A 19717-nucleotide genomic window follows, 5' to 3' on the forward strand; every position below is an offset into this window, starting at 1 on the left:
ATCACCCCCAAGCACTTAGTTGCGCAGCGGCTTGCCGGTGGTCAACATATTGGCGATGCGATCCTGGGTCTTGGAGTTTTTCAGCAAGGTCATGAAGGCCTTGCGCTCCAGATCCAGAATCCACTGCTCGTTGACCAGGGTGCCGGCTTCGACGTCGCCGCCGGTCATCACGTCGGCGATCAGGCCGGCGATGAAGAAGTCATGCTTGGAAATGAAGTTGCCTTCCAGCATGTTCACCAACTGGCCCTTGATGGACGCGGCGCCGCTGCGGCCGGCCACCGGGAAGCCCTTGACCTTGAGCGGCGGACGGTAGCCGGCTTCGGCCAGTGCGATCGCCTGCTGTTTGGCCACGTGCAACAACTCGTAAGCGTTGAACACCACCGGGTCGCCGTTGCGGAAGAAGCCGATTTCCTGCGCTTCGAAGCCGCTGGTGGCCACTTTGGCGGTGGCGATGGCCATGAAGTAGTCCTTCAGCGCGGCCAGCACGTCGCCGCGCGCCTCCTGAGCGGCGCGCAGGGCGAATTCTTTGCAGCCGCCGCCGCCCGGCAGCAGGCCGACGCCCACTTCCACCAGGCCGACATAGGACTCCAGCGCCGCCACGGTCTTGTCGCAGTGCATGGCGAATTCGCAGCCGCCGCCGAACACATAGCCCTGGGTCGCCGCCACCGTCGGCACCTGGCAATAGCGCAGGCGCATCGAGGTTTCCTGAAAGCGGCGCACCGTCGCGTCGATCGCGTCCCAATCGCCCATCATGAAGGCCGGCATCATAGACTGCAGATCGGCGCCGACGGAGAACGGCTCCTCGGTCTGCCAGATCACCAAGCCCTTGAAGCGGTCTTCGGCGATGTCGACGGCCTTGTTCAGACCCTCGATCACGGCCGGGCCGATCGCATGCGCCTTGGACTTGAACGACACCACCAGCACTTCGTCGCCCGTGGTGAAGGCGCGCACGCCCTCGTTTTCGAACACGGTTTCGCCCAGCGGCGCCGCCGCCTCGCCCAGCACCTTCGCCGGCGCCAGCTGACGCTGGTACACGTCCAGCGTGGAGCGGCCCACCAGCTTGTTGCCGGCCGGATCGTAAGAACCTTCGGCGAAGTGCACGCCGGCGCGGTCGCCCTGCAGCACCCAGGCCGGCAGCGCGGCGGCACTCAGCGCCTTGCCGGCTTTTACGTCCTCGTCCAGCCACTTGGCCACTTGCTGCCAGCTGGCGGCCTGCCAGGTTTCAAACGGACCCACGCTCCAGCCGAAGCCCCAGCGGATGGCGAAGTCGACGTCGCGCGCGCTATTGGCGATATCGGCCAGATGGTGGGAAATGTAATGGAACACATCGCGGAAACACGCCCACAGGAATTGCGCCTGCGGATGGCTGCTCTCGCGCAGTTTCTGGAATTTTTCCGCCGGATTGGCGATCTTCAGGATTTCCTTGACCGCGTCGTCGCCCTTCTCGCCGGAGCCGACGTACTCGCCCTTGGCCGGGTCCAGCACCAACATGCGCTTGCCGTCTTTCTTATAGATGCCGGCCTTGGTCTTGGCACCCAGCGCGCCGGCGGCGATCAGCTTCTGCATCCATTCCGGAGTCTGGAACAGGCCGTGCCACGGGTCTTGCGGCAGGGTGTCCTGCATGGTTTTGACCACGTGGGCGAAAGTGTCCAGACCCACCACGTCGGCGGTGCGGAAGGTGGCCGATTTAGGGCGGCCCAGACGCGGACCGGTCAGGTCGTCCACCACGTCGAAGCGGATGCCGAACTTGTCGGCGTTGGCGATGGTGGCCAGCATCGAGAATACGCCGATGCGGTTGGCGACGAAGTTGGGGGTGTCCTTGGCGCGAACCACGCCCTTACCCAGGCTGGACACCAGAAAGCGCTCCAGATTATCCAGGATGTGCGCGTCCGAGGTCAGGCAAGGAATGATTTCCACCAGATGCATATAGCGCGGCGGATTGAAGAAGTGCACGCCGCAGAAACGCGGGCGCACATTGTCCGGGCAGCTTTGCGCCAGCGTGTTGATCGACAGGCCGGACGTATTGGTGGCGAAAATGGTGTGTTCGCCCAGGTGCGGCGCCACTTTGTGGTACAGATCCGCTTTCCAGTCCATGCGCTCGGCGATGGCTTCGATCACCAGGTCGCAATCCTTCAAGAGGTGCAGGTGGTCGTCGTAGTTGGCCGGCTGAATGTGGTTGACGGCATCCTTATTGGCCAAGGGAGCCGGCTTCTGCTTTTTCAAGCCTTCCAGCGCCTTGAGCACGATGCCGTTCTTGTCGCCTTCCTTGGCGGGCAAGTCGAACAGGATGGTCGGAACTTTGGCATTCACCAGATGGGCGGCGATTTGAGCCCCCATCACGCCAGCGCCTAACACGGCTACCTTGCGTACGTTGAACTTGGTTTGAGACATGGTTTCCTCGTTTTGTTGAAACACAACATGAGACAGGCCCCTCTCGCCTGCTCAGCCTGCCTCAAGGACGGGCGTTGTTCGTCCTTGCGCTGAGTCGGCGGCGCGCCGCCGCTGCAGCCGGCACAACTCGGCCGGCCGGGAGAATGATTATGATGAAGCCCGGCCTGCCCGGAAGCCTGGCGAGAGATGGTTTTCCCACCGCCGCGGACATCCGTCAATCTACTGAAAAACCGCGCCGGCAGCCACTATCGCGGCGGATCAAGCGCAGCTGGAAAAGATCTGCATTGAAAAATATCAAACACTCGCTTTTCTCTCAAATAAGTCTAACCCAATTTGGGCAAAAAAACAGGGGGTTCATGGAAAAATACAGAGAGAAAACAAGCGGGAAAACCGGCACGGCGCAAACGCAAAAACCGGGCGAGCGCCACCGCGCCCGCCCGACCCGAAATCCGCGCGCCCAACGGCGCCGATTCAATTAAAACCGGTAGTTGTACTGCAAGCCGATCAGCTGCAGATAGGTCTTGTAGCTGCCTTTGACCGTGCCGCCGTTGCCGGTACACAACTGGCCATTGGACATCTGGCCGCTAGGATTGCAAGTATCCGTGTAATTGACGTTAGCGTTCGTAAAGTTAATGAAGCTATACGCGACGTCGATCGAGCTTTGCTTGTTGATCTTGTAGTTGGCGCCCAGCGACAACCACAAACGATCGCTGTCCGGCAGCGCCGGATGACGGTCATTATCGGACTGCAGCGGCGATTGCTCCCAGGCCACGCCGCCGCGGAACAGCCAGGCATCGTTGTACAGGTAGTTGGCGCCCAGGGAGACACGCCAGGTATCGCGCCAGTTCTGGTGGATCACCATATCACCCTGTGCGGTACCACCCACAGTGGACTGCTGGATCACGATATCCTTCATTTGCGAGTTGGCCACCCAGGTCACATCGCCCATCACCGCCCATTTCGGGTTCAACTGATGGAAGAAGTTAGCGGATGCAGTTTCCGGCGTAGTGACATCCACCTTGGCAGAAGCGTTGGGATGCTTACCTTTCGCCAGAGCACCCAAAGAGTTTTGCGCAATCGGGAATCCAGGAATGCCACCAAAGGCATTGTTCGTAACATTATTGAATGTCCAAGTAGATGAACCACTCAAAGACTGCTTGATACTGGAACGGTACGCCAAACCAAACCGGGTATTTTCGTTTAACTGGAACATATAACCAATGTTCCAACCAAAACCCCAATCATCACCCTGAACATCCGCCAAACCATCACCGCGAACGCCAATCGCGCCAAGCGCCCCAGCAATCTGCGCAGGCGTCGCGCCACCAGCCTTTAACCGAGCGGCCAATGCGCCATTAACCCCCGTAGTCGCATCCGCCATCTGCTGCAGCTTAGCGTCCATATACTGCGCGGAAAGACCGAAACCGAAGGAATGGCGGTCATCCAGTTTGAACGACATCGAAGGGTTGAAGTTGAAGGACTGCAGATTCACGCTCTTCAAGGCATAACGGCCGGCCCAGTCGAAACCATAGTCCAGTTTGGCGCCATAGGGCACGAACACGCCCAAGCCCAGATTGATCTTGTCGTTCAGCTTGTGCGACAGGTAAAAGTTGGGCGCCGCCACGGCCTTGGGTGCAAAGGAACCGCCATTGCCGCCGCCGGTAGACTGCCCAAGAACGTTGGTGGAACCGTTATCGGTGTACTCGGAATGCGGCACGACCAAGGTCGCGCCGCCGGAAAACTGCGTACCCTCCAGCCGGGACAGACCGGCCGGGTTGGCGAAAATAGTGGAAGGATCGTTGGCCTCGGCGCCGTTGGCATGCGCCGTGCCCTGGCCGGACACGCTCTGCGAACCAAACTGATAACCCGAGGCCACGGCCTGGGTGGACATTAGACCGAATGTTGCGCCCATGACCATCACGGACAGGCTGAGGTGCTTGAGTTTCATGTTCTCCCTCTCTCTTTGGCGTTGCTATAGTGTTCTTAGGTGTTAGATGACCAATAACAAGCACTGGTCATATTTGATGCTACCAGAGAATTAGAGCAATTCCACAAGGTTTTGGAGTGTTTGTTCCAAACAAACGTTTAATGAGACATTTCTGCAACAAGCACGCAAAAAAGCATGGAAATGCGCTAAATAACACCTAAAAGACGCGATTTTCCATCGCAATCCACCGCCACATAGGTGGCCACCACTTCGGTGATCGCCTCGTGCGAGCCATCGATGCGCTCCGCTTCGACGGTGATTTTCAGGGTGATGGATTTCTGGCCTATTCTCAGCCGTTCCACATAAAGGTCCACCACGTCGCCCAGCAGGATGGGCGCGGCGAATTGAAAGGTGTTGACCGCCACCGTGGTCACCGGGCCGCGCGACAGGCGCTCGGCATCAAGGCTGCCGGCCATGTCGATCTGATTCATCAGCCAACCGGCCTGGACTCGGCCGTAAGCGTTGGTGCTGGTTGGCAGCGCGCGCACGCGCAGCGTGGGAATCCGGACTTCAGGGCGGTCCATGCTCACTCCTTTGTTCTTGTTCATCGCTCGATCTTGGCGACTTTTCATCATTTCACGCCAGCGGCCGTCTGCCAGCCGCTGGCGTGAAATGCCGGGACGAATCCCGGCAAATCTTACCCCTTACACTCAGAAGATCAAGCGTTGCAGCAGCTTATCGTCATGTTGCTCCAGCATCTTGTCGAAATCGTCCACCATGATCACGTCGCGCTTGAGCTTGCGCGCGCGGCTGACGGCGTCGAACTCGGCCTGATTGAGCAAACCGGCCGCCAAGGCTTCCGCCAGACGCTCTCTCGCGGTGACAGAAACAAACTTGCCGTCGCGCGCCAGCTTGCGCAGCTTCTGCTCCAGCGACTCGGTGGCCAGCACGGCTTCCAGCGCGTGCGCCAGCACGCCGACCGCATCGGTTTCCTCCTTGGGCAGATACATGCCGCGCGTCAGCCGCTCGCGGGTCGCGCCCGGCTCCATCATCGCGCGCGCCACCTGGGTGCCGACGCGGTCGGACGCCGGCTTGAGCGTCAGGCCCCACGGGAAGATCAGCTTGCGCAGCACCGCCGCCAGCATGCGGCTGGGCAAGTTGGCCAGGAAGCCGTCCATCGCCTGCTGCACATCGTACAAAGCGTTTTCCACCGACCACTGCAACACCGCCAGGTCTTCCTTGGGCGCGCCGTCGCGCTCGAAACGCTTCAGGCAGGCGGAGGCGATGTAAAGACCGGACAGCATGTCGCCCAGACGCGCGGACAGCTTCTCGCGGAACTTCAGGCTGCCGCCCAGGCTGAACATCGCCATATCGGACAGCAAGGCGAAGGCGCTGGAGAAACGGGTCAGCCGGCGATAGTAAGCCCCCACTTCGCCGCCGCGCGGCGCGCCGACGAAACGGGCGCCGCTCAGACCCAGCCACAGCGAACGCACCACATTGCTGATCACGAAGTTGATGTGACCGGTGATGGCGGCGTCGAATTCCTTGCCGTCGTCGGTCATCGCCGCCTTCATTTCGCGCAGCACGAAGGGATGGCAGCGGATCGCGCCCTGGCCGTAGATGATCATCGAACGGGTCAGGATGTTGGCGCCTTCCACGGTGATGCCGATCGGAATCGCCTGATAGGCGCGCGCCAGATAGTTGCGCGGCCCCAGCACCACAGCCTTGCCGCCATGGATGTCCATCGCGTCGTTGATGGCTTTGCGCATGCGCTCGGTGTTGTGGTACTTGAGGATGGCGGACAGCACCGACGGCTTCTCGCCGGTATCGAGGCCGGTCAAGGCCAGGTCCTGCGAGGCCTCCATCTGATAGGTGTAGCCGCCGATGCGCGCCATCGCCTCGTCCACGCCTTCGAACTTGCCGATGGGCAGACCGAACTGATCGCGGATGCGCGCGTAAGCGCCGGTGACGAAGGTGCTCATCTTGCCGGAAGCCACCGACATCGCCGGCAGGGAAATGCAGCGGCCCACCGACAAGCACTCAACCAGCATGCGCCAGCCCTGGCCGGCGAACTCGCGGCCGCCGATGATCCAGTCCAGCGGAATGAACACATCCTTGCCCCAGGTCGGGCCGTTCATGAAGGCGGCGCCGCCCGGGAAATGGCGACGGCCGATGGCCACGCCCTCGTGTTCGGTGGGCACCAGCGCGCAGGTGATGCCCAGGTCTTCTTTATCGCCCAGCAGATGCTCGGGATCGTACATCTTGAACGCCAGGCCCAGGATGGTGGCCACCGGGGCCAAGGTGATCCAGCGCTTTTCCCAGCTGACGCGCAGGCCCAGCACATCGTCGAAACGCTCGCCGGTGCGCGGATGGGTGTAGGAACCGCGGCAGACGATGCCGTAGTCGGGAATGCTGCCGGCGTCCGAGCCTGCATAGGGGCTGGTCAGCGCGAAGCAGGGAATCTCCAGACCCTTGGCCAGGCGCGGCAGATAATAATCCTTCTGCTCCTCGGTGCCGTAGTGCTGCAGCAATTCGCCCGGGCCCAGAGAGTTGGGCACCATCACCGATACCGCGGCGGTGCCGCCGCGGGTGGCGATCTTGGTGACCACTTTGGCGTGAGCGTAATTGGAGAACTCCAGACCGCCGTACTGCTTTTTGACGATCATGCCCAGGAAGCCGTTGTCCTTGATGAATTGCCACACTTCCGGCGGCAGATCCTTCAGCTCGTGGGTGATCTTCCAATCGTCAATCATCGCGCACAGCTGTTCGGTGGGGCCGTCGATGAAGGCCTGTTCTTCCGGCGTCAGCTTGGGATCGGGAAAGGACAGCAGGCGGTTCCAGTCCGGCTTGCCGGAGAACAGGTCGCGATCCCACCAGACCGTGCCGGCGTTGATGGCTTCCTGCTCGGTCTGGGACATCGCCGGCGTGATTTTCTTGAACACGCCGAACACCGGGCCGGTGAACACGGCGCGGCGCAAGGGCGGAAGATTGAGAACGGCGGCGATCACCGCGAAAACAGCCCAGGCCGCCGGCGGCAGCGGGCAATGGAAGACGAACTGGAGCGCGGCTAGCCAGGCGGCCAGCCCCACGGTCCAGGCCAGAACAGGCGCGCGGAAATACGCCAGCGCGCCCAGCAGCACGACCAGAACAACGGCAGATATCATTTTGTTTTACCCTCGTGTTGACCCTTCCATTCCGGCGGCAACAGCAAGGGACGCGGCCTTGGTCGACGCGTCCTGCCCTGCGCTCCGGAATCAGCCTTCCATGGGCGCGACCAGGCCAGCCATGACAAAGGGCACGAGGTATTTGACGATCATGTCCGGATCCCGCGCGCTGACGATCTGACTGCGAGTGAAGATCTTCAGCACATCGTTGCCGGCGAAGGCATTGAACATGACGCTGAACGCAAGATGCATTCTCCAGGCCAACTGCTCCGTGTCCAGCAAGGGCAAGGCGCGCTGAAACGCGCGACTGTAACGCTGGACGAACACGCTGTACTGCTGGGAGATGGTTTCGCGCAACAGGCGGTGGTTCTCCACCAAGGTGCGCGACAACAGGCGCACGAACATCGCCCCGCCGCGCGACGGGTCCTTGGACAGCGACAGGCAGGGCCGTATGAACGACAGCACCAAGCCTTCCACCGACAGTTTCTCCTCCGAGGCCTCCGCCTCCAGCTTGTCCAGTTCCGCCAGGCAGTCCGCTATCAGCGGGGCCAGTCTGCGCATGAACACGGACTCGAACAACGCGTCCTTGGAGCCGAAGTGGTAATTCACCGCGGCCAGGTTTACCTCGGCTTGCTGGGTGATCATGCGCAGCGAGGTCGCTTCGAAACCGTGCTCCACAAACAAGCGTTCTGCAACGTCCAGAATGCGGGTGGCGGTATCGGGGCGGCTTGCTTCCATGTTCTCCAGTGCCTTTTTTGTATTTGCTGGTTTTATGGTCTTGCTCATTTCAGCTTTCGAACAAGCGTTTCAAACTTACGTTTTAATTTGACGAATGTCAAGACATGTCTCGACGGCGCTCGGGCCAAACTCTCAGGGTGGCAACAAAAGCGGCAGTCCGTATTTTAGACTGCCGTTTGAATGAAACACATGTTGAAAGCGATTAGTCAAGGCCGCGCGCCAAATCCCGCTTCAGATCCTCGACATGCTCCAGGCCCACCGCCACCCGCAACAGGCCTTCGACGATGCCGGCCTTGGACCTGGCTTCCGGCGTGATGCGGGCGTGGGTAGTGGACGCGGGATGCGTAATGGTGGACTTGACGTCGCCCAGATTGGCGGTGCGGGAAATCAGCTGGACCCGGTCCACCACGCGCCAGGCTTCGGCCCTGCCCCCCTTGACCACGAAGGACACCACCGCGCCGCCGCCGCTTTGCTGACGCAAGGCCAGTTCATATTGCGGATGGCTGGCCAGCCCTGGATAAAACACCCGCTCCACCGCCGGCTGCGCTTCCAGCCAGCGCGCCAACTCCAGCGCGTTGGCGCTGTGCTTTTCCATCCGCAGATGCAGGGTTTCCATGCCGGAGAGCAAAGCCCAGGCGTTGAACGGCGCCAAGGTGGGGCCGGCGGTGCGCACGTGCAGGTAGATCTGTTCGATCAGCGCGTCGCTGCCCACCACCGCGCCGCCCATCACCCGGCCATGGCCGTCCAGATATTTGGTGGCGGAGTGCATCACCAGGTCCGCGCCCAGTTTCAGCGGCTGCTGCAAGGCCGGGGAACAGAAGCTGTTGTCCACCACCAGCAGGGCCTCATGCTGATGGGCAATAGCCGCGATGGCGGCGATGTCCGCGATTTCCGTCAGCGGATTGGACGGCGTCTCCAGAAACAACAAACGGGTATTGGGCCGCGCCGCGTCGCGCCAGGCTTGCAGGTCGGTGGCGTCGACGAAGGTGGTTTCCACGCCGAACTTGGCCAATAGGCCGGCAAACAGATTGGTGGTGGAACCGAACAGGCTTTGCGAGGACAGGATGTGATCGCCGGCCTTGAGCAGACTCATCATGATGGCCTGGATCGCCGCCATGCCGGTGGCGGTGGCGATGGCGCGCTCGCCGCCCTCCATCAGCGCCAGCCGCTGCTGAAAGGCCGCGACGGTGGGATTGGTGAAGCGGGAATAGGTGTAGCCGTCCAGTTCGCCCAGGAACATGGCCGCGGCCTGTTCCGCCGAATCGTAGGTGAAGCTGGAAGTCAGATGCAGGCTTTGGCTGTGCTCGCGATAATCGCTGATTTCGCGGCCGCCGCGGATTGCCTGGGTTTCCGGGTGCCAACAGGCTTGTTCGATATTGTCGGATGCCATTGATGTTTCTCTGCGGGTGCTTCTTAAGAATTTGTTCACGATCGGCTGCGCGTCATGAGACCTGGCGCGGCGAGTACTGCTTCGAAAGGCTCATGCGCCGTGCGCACACTCCGCTTTCCCAGCCGCAAGGCCTTGTCTCGCCTTGCCTCGCGGGAGCATGAACAGGCGCCAAAGATAAGGCCAACGGCCATATTGCCTGAAAATCCGCGGTTTGCTAAATGCCTGCCGGGCATAAAGCCGCCGGCCCGGCGGCATTAGCGCCAGCCGGCGACGGCGGCCGGCTCACTCGATCAGCAGCATATGCGCGCGCACCCAGTCGCGATCCGCCGCCTCGAAGTGCCACCACTCGGTGGCGATGCCATTGAAGCCGGCCTGGCTCATGCAATGGCGCAACAGCTGACGGTTGGCCACTTGCGCCTCGCTCAGCCTGCCGGTCCGCAACAGCTCCGCCTCGCGCTGCGGCTGCGCCCGTTCGGTGAAGTCGTCGAAACCGGTGCCCATGTCCAGCTCGTCCCCGTCGGCATCCTCCACGCTCAGGTCCACCGCCATGCCGAAGCTGTGGATCGAACCGCGCGCCGGGTCGGCGACGTAGATGCGCTGCGGCGTGTCCTTGACGATGTCCCACAGCACCCGCTGCACCCGCCCCGGCCTCAGCGCGTCGAAAACCAGCAAATGGAAGCCGGGACGCAGCCGGCGCAGCTCGCGCGCGGCCATGGCCAGGCCTTCGGCCGCACGGCGGTGCAATAAGGCCGGCGCCGCCTCGCCGTAAAGGTTTCGCCCCACGAAATTGTTGGCGCAGGCATAGCGCAGGTCCAGTCTCACCCCGTCGATGTCCGCTATCGACAGGTATTCCGGATGCGCCGCCAAGTCCTCCATCCCGATCACCGCTTTCATGCTCGCCTCGCTTCCCTCATCCATCCCCCGGCCCTCACTCCCCCGCCATCTCCCGCGCCAGCCGCTCGGCACTGCCCAGGGCCAAGGTGAAGCCCAAGGCGCCGTGTCCCAGATTCAGCCACAGATTGGCCGGTCCGCCGGGCGCGCGGCCTATCAAGGGCACCCCGTCCGGCGTGGCCGGCCTCAAGCCGGCCCATTCCGCCGCCTGTTCCAGGCGGCCCGCCCGCGGCCAATCTCGCATCACTTGCCGGCGCAAGCCGGCCACGCGCCGCGGGTCCGGGCTTTCGTCATAGCCGACCAGGTCCGCCGCCGCCGCCACCCGCAGACGGCCGCCTATCGGCGCGTACAAGATCTTGCGCTCGAAATCGGTGACGCTGAGCGCGGGCAAACCCTCGCCCGCCGGCATGTCCAGGCTGTAGCCCTTCAGCGGGTAGAGCGGCAGCCGCAGGCCCAGTTTGCGCGCCAGCCCCGCGCCGCCGACGCCGGCGGCCAGCACCAGATGCCGGCAAGGCAGAGCGCCTCCGGGCAGCCAAACTTGCCGCACCCGCCCCTGGGCCAGTTCGAAGCCTACGACCTCCTCGCCGAAGCGGAACTCTACGTCCAGACCCTCGTCGCGCATTCTTCGCTGCATGGCCAGGCAGAACAGCCGGCAATCCGCCACCTCCTCGTCCGGGGTATGCACCCCGCCGGCCAGCGGCCCGCTCAAGCCGGCCAAGGCCGGCTCCAGCGCGCGGCAGGCGTCCGCGTCCAGCAAGCGCTGGCGCGCGCCCAGCTCGCTCAAGGCCGCCACGCCTTGTCGCGCATGCTCCAGCGCCGCCGCGCCGCGGTACAGCACCAGCTTGCCGTTGCGCCGCCAGGCGAACCCGTCCAGGCCTTCCGCGCGCAGCGCGTCCAACTGCTGGCGGCTGCTTTGCGCCAAACGCCACAATTGGGCGCTGCCGGCGCGGTTGGCCTCGCGGTTGCAGGCGCGGTAGAAGCGCCACAGCCATTGCCACTGGGCCGCGTCCCAACGCGGGCGCAAACGCATCGGCGCGTCCGCGCTCAGCAGCCAGGCCAGCGCCTTGGCCGGCACCCCGGCGTCGGCCAGCGGCGCCACATAGCTGTAGCTTAGCTGGCCGCCGTTGGCGTGGCTGGCGCCGGCCGCCGCTTCGCCGCGCCGTTCCAGCACCGTGACCGGCCAGCCCGCCCGCGCCAGCCGCCACGCGCTGCACAGTCCAATCACGCCGGCGCCCACGATCAGCACCCTCGCTTCGTCCATTCCGCCCCCTCGCAAAGTCCGTCAAACCGCAAAGTCGGCTTTCGACGCCGGGAACCAATCGCCAAGACCTTGGACCGACAGCGGTAGATGACGGACAATTCGCCTGCCGCGAACAAGAACTCAGGATAGCGTAAATGACAAAATCGATCCTCTCCCTTTCCCTGCTGCTGGCCGGCGCGCTGCCCGCCGCCGCGCTGGCGGCCAAGCCCCTGGTCTTTTGCGCGGAAGCCGCGCCGGAAGGCTTCGACCCGGCGATGTGGGACACCGCCTCCACCTACAACATCGTCAAGCCCGTCTTTCAGGGGCTGACCGAATTCAAACGCGGCGGCGTGGCGCTGCGCCCTGGGCTGGCGGAAAGCTGGAGCGTGTCGGCGGACGGGCTGGAATACACTTTCAAGCTGCGCCGCGGCGTCAAATTCCATCAAACCGATTACTTCAAGCCCAGCCGCGACTTCTCCGCTGACGACGTGGTTTTCACCGTCAACCGCTGGATCCGGCCGGAGCTGCCGTTCAACCAGGCGTTCAAGACCCCGCTGACCGGCCCGGACGGCTACGGCCTGGTCAAGCTGATAGACTCGGTGCAAAAGCTGGACCCGAACACCGTCAAGATCCGGCTGAAAGAACGCAACGCCACCTTCCTGACCTTCTTCGCGATGGGCTTCGCCGGCATGCAGTCGGCGGAGTACGCCCAGCAGTTGCTGCAGGCCGGCAAGCCCGCGCAGATCAATCTGCAGCCCATAGGCACCGGACCCTACCGCTTCAAGAGCTACGCCAAGGATTCGACCGTGCGCTACGAGGCCAACCCCCAGTACTGGGGCGCGCCGCAGAAAACCCGCAGCCTGATTTTCGCCATCGTCACCGATCCTCAAGTGCGCATCCAGAAACTGAAAGCCAATGAATGCCAGGTGGCCGCGGCGGTGCGCGAGGCCGATCTGGACACCTTGAACGCCGACAAGAACATCAAGATCGCCGCCACCGGCGCCAGCAACATCTCCTATCTGGCCTACAATCTGAAACGGCCGCAATTCGCCAAGCGCGAAGTGCGCGTGGCGCTGGACATCGCCATCAACCGCGACGCCCTGTTCAAGGCGATGTTCCCCAAGGGCGGCGCCACCCAGGCGGTCAACCCCTACCCGCCGTCCACCTGGAGCTGGAACCCAAAAACCCGCAATGAATACAACCCGGCCAAGGCCAAGGCGCTGCTGGCCCAGGCCGGCTACCCCAACGGCTTCGCCCTCGATCTGTGGGCGCTGCCGGTGCAAAGGCCGACCAACCCCAACGGCAAGCTGATGGCGCAGATGATCCAGCAGGACTGGGCCAGGATAGGCGTCAAGGCCAATATTCGATCCTACGAATGGGGCGAATACCTGAAACGCGCCGCCGCCGGCGAACACGATGTCTATATGTCCGGCCTGACCAGCAACTCCGGCGATCCGGACGATTTCCTGTGGAACTCGCTGTCCTGCAGCGTCAGCAAGGGCGGCCAGCGCTTTTGCAACCCCGAGTTCGACAAGCTGCTGCTGCTGGGCCGGCAGGCCACCGAGCAGAAGCAACGCGCCCAGTACTATTTGAAAGCCCAGGAGATTTTCAAATACGAGCGCCCCTGGATCACCATGGCCCATTCCCGCATTTACATTCCGCTGCGCAACAATGTGCAGGGTTTCGTGATGAATCCCAACGGCTCTTTCGACTTCGAGGACGTATGGCTCAAATAAACCCAAGCTGGCCGCCCTATTTCGTCAGCCACCGTTATCAGGGCTTGCGGGCCGGCCCCCGCCTGATCGTCACCGCCGCCGTGCACGGCAACGAGGGCTGCGGCACGCTCGCCGTCCGCCGGCTGATGGCGGAGCTGGAACAAGGCGCGCTGACCTTGCGCGCCGGCCGGCTGACCCTGGTTCCGGTGAGCAATCCGCTGGCCTTTCAGTTGGGCCAGCGCGGCGGCGAGCGCAATCTGAACCGCCATCTCGCCCCCAGCGACGCGCCGCGCGATTACGAAGACCATGTCGCCAACTGGCTATGTCCGCTGCTGGCGGAGCACGAGGTTTTGCTGGACTTGCACTCCTTCCAGTCCCAGGGCCAGGCTTTCGTGTTCCTGGGACCGCGCGACAACGCCGGCGAGCTGGAGTCCTTCGCCCTGGCCGCGCAAGAAGAAGCGCTGGCGCAAAGGCTGGGCGTGGCCCGCGCGGTGGACGGCTGGCTCGCCACTTACGCGCTGGGGGTGAGCCGACGCGGCAAGGCCCCGGACGGCGACGTCCGCTACGGCGTCGGCACCACCGAGTACATGCGCCAACAAGGCGGCTGGGCGCTGACGCTGGAGTGCGGCCAGCACGATGACCCGGCCGCGCCGAGCGTCGCCTACCAGGCCATCGTCAATACGCTGGCTCATCTGGGCATGATGGACGCGCAGCCCCCCGCGCCCGCGCCTCTGGAGGCGCTCAGCCTGTACGAGGTGGTGGACAAGCTTGACGACGGCGACCGCTTCGCCCGCGACTGGACCAGCTTCGACCCGGTGAGCAGAGGCGAGCTGATAGGCTGGCGCGCCGACGGCAGCCCGGTAACGGCGCTGGACGACGGCCGCATCGTCTTCCCCAACCCCCGCAGCCCTAGCGGCCAGGAGTGGTTCTATCTGGCCCGGGCGTCCTCCCGCTTTTGAGAAGCTGTTGACGATCCGCCACGCGCAGCGAGGCGCGGCCACCGCTTCGAAATGCTCATGCGCCGCATGAGCATTTCACTTTCCAAGACCGGCTCCCAGCGCCATTCTGCACGACTCAGCATTTCCACTTAAGTATTTGTTTTTCATAAAAACCGCCATTTAGGCCAGCACGCCCCCCACCCCAACTGCTACACCGATAAGCACTGCCGCGCGGCCGGCAGCCGCTACCGCGCCCGGTCGTCCCTGGCCGTGCGTCCACCTCAAATCATTCAGCGCAAGGAAGTGAACACCATGAGCCATCTTCCCACGCATCAAACGCTGCCTTATGGCGTCGCCATTCATCAGGCGATCGCCGAAGGCAACCTGGCGCAGATGAAAACCTTGCTGGAGCAAGGCGAGCAGCATCTGCACCAATACGGCGATCTGCACGCCGCCATTGAGCAATTGAAGCTGGAAATCACTCGTCTGGAACGGCGCTGAGCGCCGCGCAGCCCGAGGCATCCCTCACCTTTAGTTTTGGAGGTCTTATGTCAGGCAATACTCAGACTGAAATCGGATTGTTCCCCGTCAGCTACCTCATCGGCAACGATCTGGCGGGCGCGCCGACACTGCTCTTGAACCTGCTGGTGGCGCCCCCCACCCACTCGGTGACCGGCAGCGCCCACGTCGTCAACCAAAGCCTCCACCCGCCGCTGAACCTGCACTCCCATGTTCACGGCCAATACGCCTATCTGGGCGTGGTGCCGACCAGCGAGGGCCGCATCCTGATCTCCGCCCAAGGCCACAACGGCAACACCACCAACTTCAAATTGCACCTGGTGCTCAGCCACGACTGGAAAAAGGGCATCGCCAATTACAGCTATCTCGACGGCTCCACATGGGTGGAGGTGGACAATGTGCCGGCCAAGCTGAACCCGGAACTGAAATCCCGCTATTTCCCGCTGCCGCTGGAACCCGGCCCGGTGATCCTGCCCAATCCGCCCATCATGGCCCTGTACGGCGTGCCGATCCAAAGCGCCATCGCCAGCGGCGACCTGGCCCATATGAAAACCCTGGCCGCTTACGCCAAACAGCAGCTGGACGCCCAGCCGCAACTGCGCAAGGAACTGGATGCGCTGAAGGCGGAAATCACCAAGCTGGACCGCAAATAAGCAGGCGCTCGCGCCGATACCTTCCCATTCGTCAAGGAGTGCTCCATGTCAGCAACAGGATTGTTCCATGTCCGTTACCTCATTTCCCAACCGGTGCTGGGCGCGCCGGTCCTGACCCTGGACTTGCTGGTCGACACGCCGCAGAAAAAGATCAGCGGCCACGCCAGCATCACCCAGAGCGTCAGTCCGCCGCTGCAGTTCCAGGCCAATGTCTGGGGCCATTACAGCCAGGCCAAGCTGGACCCGTCGGCCGAGCATCACATCGTGCTGTCGCTGGACGGCAGCCCCAGTTCGCCCAATAGCCAGATCGCCGAAACCTTCCATCTGCAAGGCATCCTCGATCAGGACTGGCAGGACGGCCACGCCAGCTACCGCTTCTTCTACCAGGAAGCCTGGCACACCGTCGCGCACGCCATCGTCACCGAAGCGCCGGCCGTGCACCCGGAGCCGCGCGCCGGCAGCAAGCCCTATCCGCACCCCATCCCGCTGTACGCCGCCGCGCTGCAACAATCGCGCGTCAGCAGCAATCTGGCGCAGATGAAGTCCTTGGCCGGCCAGGCGGAAGAGCAGCTGAAGCAGCACGACAATATCGAGGCCGCGCTGAAGCAGCTGCATGCTGAAATCGCCCGCCTCGAAGGCCGGCACTAAACCGCCCCGCCTCATCCGCGCTTGTTCAAAGCCCAGGAGCGCCCGCCGGGCGCTCCTCGCCCTCTCTCAAGGACCCGCCCATGCTAGACGACAGCCCCGCCGTCCGCCCGGCACGCTATCTGGACGACGAAGACTTCAAGCGCTACGTCCCGGTGCACGTGGTTTGGGAAATCACCCTGGCCTGCGATCTGAAATGCCTGCACTGCGGCTCCCGCGCCGGCCACCGCCGCCCCAACGAGCTGTCCACCGCCGAATGCCTGGAAGTGATAGACGCGCTGGCGGCGCTGGGCACCCGCGAAATCACCTTGATCGGCGGCGAGGCCTATCTGCGCAAGGACTGGACCCAGCTGATCCGCGCCATCCGCGGCCACGGCATGTATTGCGCGATTCAGACCGGCGGCCGCAATCTGAACCCCGCCCGGCTGCAACAGGCGATAGACGCCGGCCTCAACGGCGTCGGCGTGTCGCTGGACGGCCTCGCGCCCCTGCACGACAAGGTGCGCAATGTGCCGGGCGCTTTCGACAAGGCGGTGGACGCCCTGCGCCGCGCCAAGGCCTCCGGCCTCGCCGTCAGCGTCAACACCCAGATCGGCGCGGCCACCATGCCGGACTTGCCGGCGCTGATGGATCAGATCATCGAGCTGGGCGCCACCCACTGGCAGATCCAGCTGACGGTGGCGATGGGCAATGCGGTGGACAACGACGAACTCTTGCTGCAGCCCTACCAATTGCTGGAGCTGATGCCCTTGCTGGCGCGGCTTTACCGCGAGGGGGTGGAACGCGGCCTGTTGATGAACGTGGGCAACAATATCGGCTACTACGGCCCTTACGAGCGGCTGTGGCGCGGCTTCGGCGACGAGCGGGTGCACTGGAGCGGCTGCGCCGCCGGTCAGACCGTGCTGGCGCTGGAGGCGGACGGCACCGTCAAGGGCTGTCCCTCGCTGGCCACCGTCGGCTTTTCCGGCGGCAATGTGCGCGATATGAGCCTGGACGACATCTGGCATCACAGCGAGGGCATCCATTTCGGCCGGCTGCGCTCGGTGGACGATTTATGGGGCTATTGCCGCGGCTGCTACTACAACGACGTCTGCCGAGGCGGCTGCACCTGGACCTCCCACTCGCTGCTGGGCAAGCCCGGCAACAATCCCTACTGCCATTACCGCGCGCTGGAACTGGAAAAACAGGGCCTGCGCGAACGCATCGTCAAACTGCAGGACGCCGCGCCGGCCTCCTTCGCCGTCGGGCGTTTCGACCTGATCACCGAGGACATCGCCAGCGGCCAGGAAGTCGGCCGCATCAGCCGCAGCGGCCAGGTGATCGCGCTGACTTGGAAAAACAAGGGCAAGACCGCGCCGCGCGAAGGCCGGCCGCCGGCCAAGCTGGCGCTGTGCCGGCAGTGCCAGCAATACATCCACCCCGACGAGACCTGTTGTCCGCACTGCGCGGCCGACGTCGCCGCCGCCGAACGCGATTACCTGCAAGAACAGGCCAGACGCCAGCAGGTGATCAACAATCTGCGCCGCCTGCTGGGTTTGCCGGACGATTAAGGCGCCGCGCCGGCGCCGAAACGCGGTTTTATGCCAAAAAACTCGGCGCCGCCGCCACGGCCATCCACTGGCCATAGCTCATTTGACGAAAATCGGTCTACAATCGCGGCTTGCCTAGCCTCACCACGCCGCCATGGGAGCCCGATGCCCGCATGAACCGTTTCGCGCCGTTCGCCCTATCCCCGGAAGCCGTCGCTTCCGCCTTGCCGGGCCCGCGTCATGAGCGATAAGCCGCGCCGCCCGTCGCTGCAGGACATCGCCGACCGGGTAGGCACTTCCAAGATGACGGTCAGCCGTTATCTGCGCAACGCCAGCCTGGTGTCGGACGCCACCGGCCAGCGCATCGCCGGCGCGATGGAGCAACTGGGCTATATCCCCAACCGGGTGCCGGACCTGCTGGCCCGCGCCAAGAGCCGCGCCATCGGCGTGCTCTTGCCGTCCATGTCCAATCAGGTGTTCTCCAGCCTGGTGCACGGCGTCGAAGCCATGACCCGCGAGGCCGGCTACCACACGCTTTACGGCCATTACTGCTACGACATCGAACAGGAAACCCGGCAGGTGGAGCAGCTGCTGTCCTTCCAGGTGGACGGGCTGATCCTGTGCGAAACCGTTCACTCCGAACGCACTTTGCGCATGCTGCAGGTGGCGGCCATCCCGGTGGTGGAAGTGATGGAGCTGCCGACCCAGCCCATAGACCTGGCCGTGGGCCTGGACCATCAGGCCGCCGCCGAGGACATGACCCGGGCCATGATCGCGCGCGGCAAGCGGCGCATCGCCTATCTGGCCGCCCGTCTCGACCGCCGCACCCGCTTGCGCGCCGCCGGCTACCGGGCGGCGATGGAGCAAGCCGGGCTGATCCCGCTGGAGATCCAGACCGAACAACATTCCAGCTTTCAGCTTGGCGGCGAAATGCTGCGCCAGGCCATGGCCTCCGCGCCGGATCTGGACGGCGTGTTCTGCACCAACGACGACATCGCCGCCGGCGCGCTGCTGGAGGCCCAGGCCATGGGCCTGGCGGTGCCGGAGCGCATCGCCGTCGCCGGCTTCAACGCGCTGGACATCGGCGCCGCGCTGCACCCGCGGCTGGCCAGCGTGGTCACGCCGCGCGAAGCGATAGGCCGGCTGGCGGCGCAACGCCTGCTCGGCCGCATCCACGGCCAGCGTTACGCCGATCCGGTCGTGGACCTGGGCTATACCCTGAGCCTGGGCGGCAGCGTCTAAGCCGGTGCCGGAATACGACACTGGCCTCCCCGTAAAATCCCTTAGCAATCAAGCCCTCAAGCGATGACGCCGGTTCCGGATCAAGCCCGGCGCTCAAAACGCTTGCCTGCTCGCCGCAAAGCCGACATATTGTCATCGGCATGATGTTACCGGTAACAATCACGATCCGCCTTCAAACGAAAGCGACAACTCATTGGAGTGGCTTCATGAATTCCACACCACATCAGGTTTACGTGCTGATGGGCGTCTCCGGCTGCGGCAAATCGGCGCTCGCCGCGCGGCTGGCCCAACACCTGACATGCGCCGTGCTGGACGGCGATTTCCTGCATCCGCGCGCCAATATCGACAAAATGGCCGCCGGAACGCCGCTGGACGATGCCGATAGGCTGCCCTGGCTTGCCGCGCTCAGCGACGCCGCCTACGCCATGCAACGCAGCAACGCGCTGTCCATCATCGTCTGCTCCGCGCTGAAACGGCGATACCGCGATCAGTTGCGCGCCGGCAACCCCCAGCTGTCCTTCCTCTACTTGAAAGGCGATTTCGACTTGATCCTGCAACGGCTTCAAGCCCGGCAAGGCCATTTCCAGAAGGCCGATATGCTGGCCTCTCAATTCGCCGCGCTGGAAGAGCCGGGACCGGACGAGACCGACGTCCACGCCCTGGACATCCGACCCGAGCTGGACAGCGTCGTCGCCGACGCGCTGCGCCTGATCCAGTCCCGCCAGGAGCGCTGAC

The 19717-nt window shown here is 63.7% G+C and carries 17 protein-coding genes; 9 read left to right on the top strand and 8 right to left on the bottom strand.

All coding sequences use genetic code 11. From position 1 onward, the window contains the following. Window positions 1-15 precede the first annotated feature (15 nt). The gene (locus AB1Z25_RS11245) at window positions 16-2391 is read right to left on the bottom strand and encodes a 3-hydroxyacyl-CoA dehydrogenase/enoyl-CoA hydratase family protein (RefSeq protein WP_486637281.1); all 2376 of its coding nucleotides are present in this window, start codon (window positions 2389-2391) and stop codon (window positions 16-18) included. A 149-nt stretch (window positions 2392-2540) separates the two neighbouring features. Here AB1Z25_RS11245 and AB1Z25_RS11250 point away from each other — a divergent pair, with 149 nt between their 5' ends. Further along, a complete protein-coding gene (locus AB1Z25_RS11250) occupies window positions 2541-2870 on the top strand; it encodes a hypothetical protein (protein WP_486637282.1) in 330 nt (109 codons plus the stop codon). Here the strand turns inward: AB1Z25_RS11250 and AB1Z25_RS11255 are convergent. The 7 genes from AB1Z25_RS11255 to AB1Z25_RS11285 form a co-directional block, all read right to left on the bottom strand. Continuing rightward, window positions 2867-4339: an OmpP1/FadL family transporter gene (locus AB1Z25_RS11255; protein ID WP_486637283.1), complete on the bottom strand. Its 1473-nt coding sequence runs from the start codon at window positions 4337-4339 to the stop codon at window positions 2867-2869. The two genes, AB1Z25_RS11250 and AB1Z25_RS11255, sit on opposite strands and share 4 nt — an antisense overlap. A gap of 185 nt (window positions 4340-4524) precedes the next feature. Continuing rightward, window positions 4525-4902, bottom strand: coding sequence for an acyl-CoA thioesterase (locus AB1Z25_RS11260; RefSeq protein ID WP_107801726.1), 378 nt, complete (start codon window positions 4900-4902; stop codon window positions 4525-4527). Window positions 4903-5028: 126 nt separating this feature from the next. Beyond that, complete coding sequence (locus AB1Z25_RS11265) at window positions 5029-7482, bottom strand: acyl-CoA dehydrogenase (protein WP_486637284.1); 2454 nt, start codon at window positions 7480-7482, stop codon at window positions 5029-5031. Between the two features lie 90 nt (window positions 7483-7572). Further along, on the bottom strand, window positions 7573-8220 hold the full coding sequence (locus tag AB1Z25_RS11270; protein ID WP_019102939.1) for a TetR/AcrR family transcriptional regulator: 648 nt from the start codon (window positions 8218-8220) through the stop codon (window positions 7573-7575). A 202-nt stretch (window positions 8221-8422) separates the two neighbouring features. Next, complete coding sequence (locus AB1Z25_RS11275) at window positions 8423-9610, bottom strand: O-succinylhomoserine sulfhydrylase (RefSeq protein WP_227103336.1); 1188 nt, start codon at window positions 9608-9610, stop codon at window positions 8423-8425. A gap of 282 nt (window positions 9611-9892) precedes the next feature. Further along, the gene (locus AB1Z25_RS11280; protein ID WP_486637285.1) at window positions 9893-10504 is read right to left on the bottom strand and encodes a M15 family metallopeptidase; all 612 of its coding nucleotides are present in this window, start codon (window positions 10502-10504) and stop codon (window positions 9893-9895) included. Between the two features lie 34 nt (window positions 10505-10538). Then, window positions 10539-11762 carry a D-amino acid dehydrogenase gene (locus AB1Z25_RS11285; protein ID WP_486637286.1) on the bottom strand — a complete coding sequence of 408 codons (1224 nt, stop codon included), beginning with the start codon at window positions 11760-11762 and terminating at the stop codon, window positions 10539-10541. A gap of 134 nt (window positions 11763-11896) precedes the next feature. Between AB1Z25_RS11285 and AB1Z25_RS11290 the strand changes: the two genes are divergently transcribed. From AB1Z25_RS11290 to gntK, 8 genes are all read left to right on the top strand, one after another. After that, window positions 11897-13477: an ABC transporter substrate-binding protein gene (locus tag AB1Z25_RS11290; RefSeq protein WP_486637287.1), complete on the top strand. Its 1581-nt coding sequence runs from the start codon at window positions 11897-11899 to the stop codon at window positions 13475-13477. Next, window positions 13465-14415 (top strand): M14 family metallopeptidase, encoded by a 951-nt coding sequence (locus AB1Z25_RS11295; RefSeq protein ID WP_486637288.1) that lies wholly within the window; start codon window positions 13465-13467, stop codon window positions 14413-14415. The genes AB1Z25_RS11290 and AB1Z25_RS11295 overlap by 13 nt, the downstream gene beginning before the upstream one ends. A gap of 291 nt (window positions 14416-14706) precedes the next feature. Further along, window positions 14707-14895, top strand: coding sequence for a DUF1843 domain-containing protein (locus tag AB1Z25_RS11300; RefSeq protein ID WP_107798863.1), 189 nt, complete (start codon window positions 14707-14709; stop codon window positions 14893-14895). Between the two features lie 47 nt (window positions 14896-14942). Then, window positions 14943-15566: a DUF1842 domain-containing protein gene (locus tag AB1Z25_RS11305; RefSeq protein WP_107798862.1), complete on the top strand. Its 624-nt coding sequence runs from the start codon at window positions 14943-14945 to the stop codon at window positions 15564-15566. Between the two features lie 45 nt (window positions 15567-15611). Continuing rightward, on the top strand, window positions 15612-16214 hold the full coding sequence (locus tag AB1Z25_RS11310; RefSeq protein WP_235088456.1) for a DUF1842 domain-containing protein: 603 nt from the start codon (window positions 15612-15614) through the stop codon (window positions 16212-16214). Between the two features lie 80 nt (window positions 16215-16294). After that, window positions 16295-17761 (top strand): GDL motif peptide-associated radical SAM/SPASM maturase, encoded by a 1467-nt coding sequence (locus AB1Z25_RS11315; protein WP_253313631.1) that lies wholly within the window; start codon window positions 16295-16297, stop codon window positions 17759-17761. A gap of 219 nt (window positions 17762-17980) precedes the next feature. Beyond that, complete coding sequence (locus AB1Z25_RS11320) at window positions 17981-18982, top strand: substrate-binding domain-containing protein (protein ID WP_107798859.1); 1002 nt, start codon at window positions 17981-17983, stop codon at window positions 18980-18982. 206 nt (window positions 18983-19188) lie between these two features. Further along, complete coding sequence (gntK, locus tag AB1Z25_RS11325) at window positions 19189-19716, top strand: gluconokinase (RefSeq protein WP_486637289.1); 528 nt, start codon at window positions 19189-19191, stop codon at window positions 19714-19716. The last annotated feature ends 1 nt before the right edge of the window (window position 19717 follow it).

The sequence above is a fragment of the Chromobacterium sp. HL1 genome (assembly GCF_057418835.1).

What these genes read in the sequence shown, in the direction of transcription:
- AB1Z25_RS11290 (WP_486637287.1), top strand. Translation starts at nt 11,897, where the DNA reads ATGACAAAATCGATCCTCTCCCTTTCCCTGCTGCTGGCCGGCGCGCTG.
- AB1Z25_RS11270 (WP_019102939.1), bottom strand. Translation starts at nt 8,220, where the DNA reads ATGGAAGCAAGCCGCCCCGATACCGCCACCCGCATTCTGGACGTTGCA.
- AB1Z25_RS11255 (WP_486637283.1), bottom strand. Translation starts at nt 4,339, where the DNA reads ATGAAACTCAAGCACCTCAGCCTGTCCGTGATGGTCATGGGCGCAACA.
- AB1Z25_RS11250 (WP_486637282.1), top strand. Translation starts at nt 2,541, where the DNA reads ATGATGAAGCCCGGCCTGCCCGGAAGCCTGGCGAGAGATGGTTTTCCC.
- AB1Z25_RS11265 (WP_486637284.1), bottom strand. Translation starts at nt 7,482, where the DNA reads ATGATATCTGCCGTTGTTCTGGTCGTGCTGCTGGGCGCGCTGGCGTAT.
- AB1Z25_RS11285 (WP_486637286.1), bottom strand. Translation starts at nt 11,762, where the DNA reads ATGGACGAAGCGAGGGTGCTGATCGTGGGCGCCGGCGTGATTGGACTG.
- AB1Z25_RS11245 (WP_486637281.1), bottom strand. Translation starts at nt 2,391, where the DNA reads ATGTCTCAAACCAAGTTCAACGTACGCAAGGTAGCCGTGTTAGGCGCT.
- gntK (WP_486637289.1), top strand. Translation starts at nt 19,189, where the DNA reads ATGAATTCCACACCACATCAGGTTTACGTGCTGATGGGCGTCTCCGGC.
- AB1Z25_RS11280 (WP_486637285.1), bottom strand. Translation starts at nt 10,504, where the DNA reads ATGAAAGCGGTGATCGGGATGGAGGACTTGGCGGCGCATCCGGAATAC.
- AB1Z25_RS11300 (WP_107798863.1), top strand. Translation starts at nt 14,707, where the DNA reads ATGAGCCATCTTCCCACGCATCAAACGCTGCCTTATGGCGTCGCCATT.
- AB1Z25_RS11260 (WP_107801726.1), bottom strand. Translation starts at nt 4,902, where the DNA reads ATGGACCGCCCTGAAGTCCGGATTCCCACGCTGCGCGTGCGCGCGCTG.
- AB1Z25_RS11295 (WP_486637288.1), top strand. Translation starts at nt 13,465, where the DNA reads ATGGCTCAAATAAACCCAAGCTGGCCGCCCTATTTCGTCAGCCACCGT.
- AB1Z25_RS11320 (WP_107798859.1), top strand. Translation starts at nt 17,981, where the DNA reads ATGAGCGATAAGCCGCGCCGCCCGTCGCTGCAGGACATCGCCGACCGG.
- AB1Z25_RS11305 (WP_107798862.1), top strand. Translation starts at nt 14,943, where the DNA reads ATGTCAGGCAATACTCAGACTGAAATCGGATTGTTCCCCGTCAGCTAC.
- AB1Z25_RS11315 (WP_253313631.1), top strand. Translation starts at nt 16,295, where the DNA reads ATGCTAGACGACAGCCCCGCCGTCCGCCCGGCACGCTATCTGGACGAC.
- AB1Z25_RS11310 (WP_235088456.1), top strand. Translation starts at nt 15,612, where the DNA reads ATGTCAGCAACAGGATTGTTCCATGTCCGTTACCTCATTTCCCAACCG.
- AB1Z25_RS11275 (WP_227103336.1), bottom strand. Translation starts at nt 9,610, where the DNA reads ATGGCATCCGACAATATCGAACAAGCCTGTTGGCACCCGGAAACCCAG.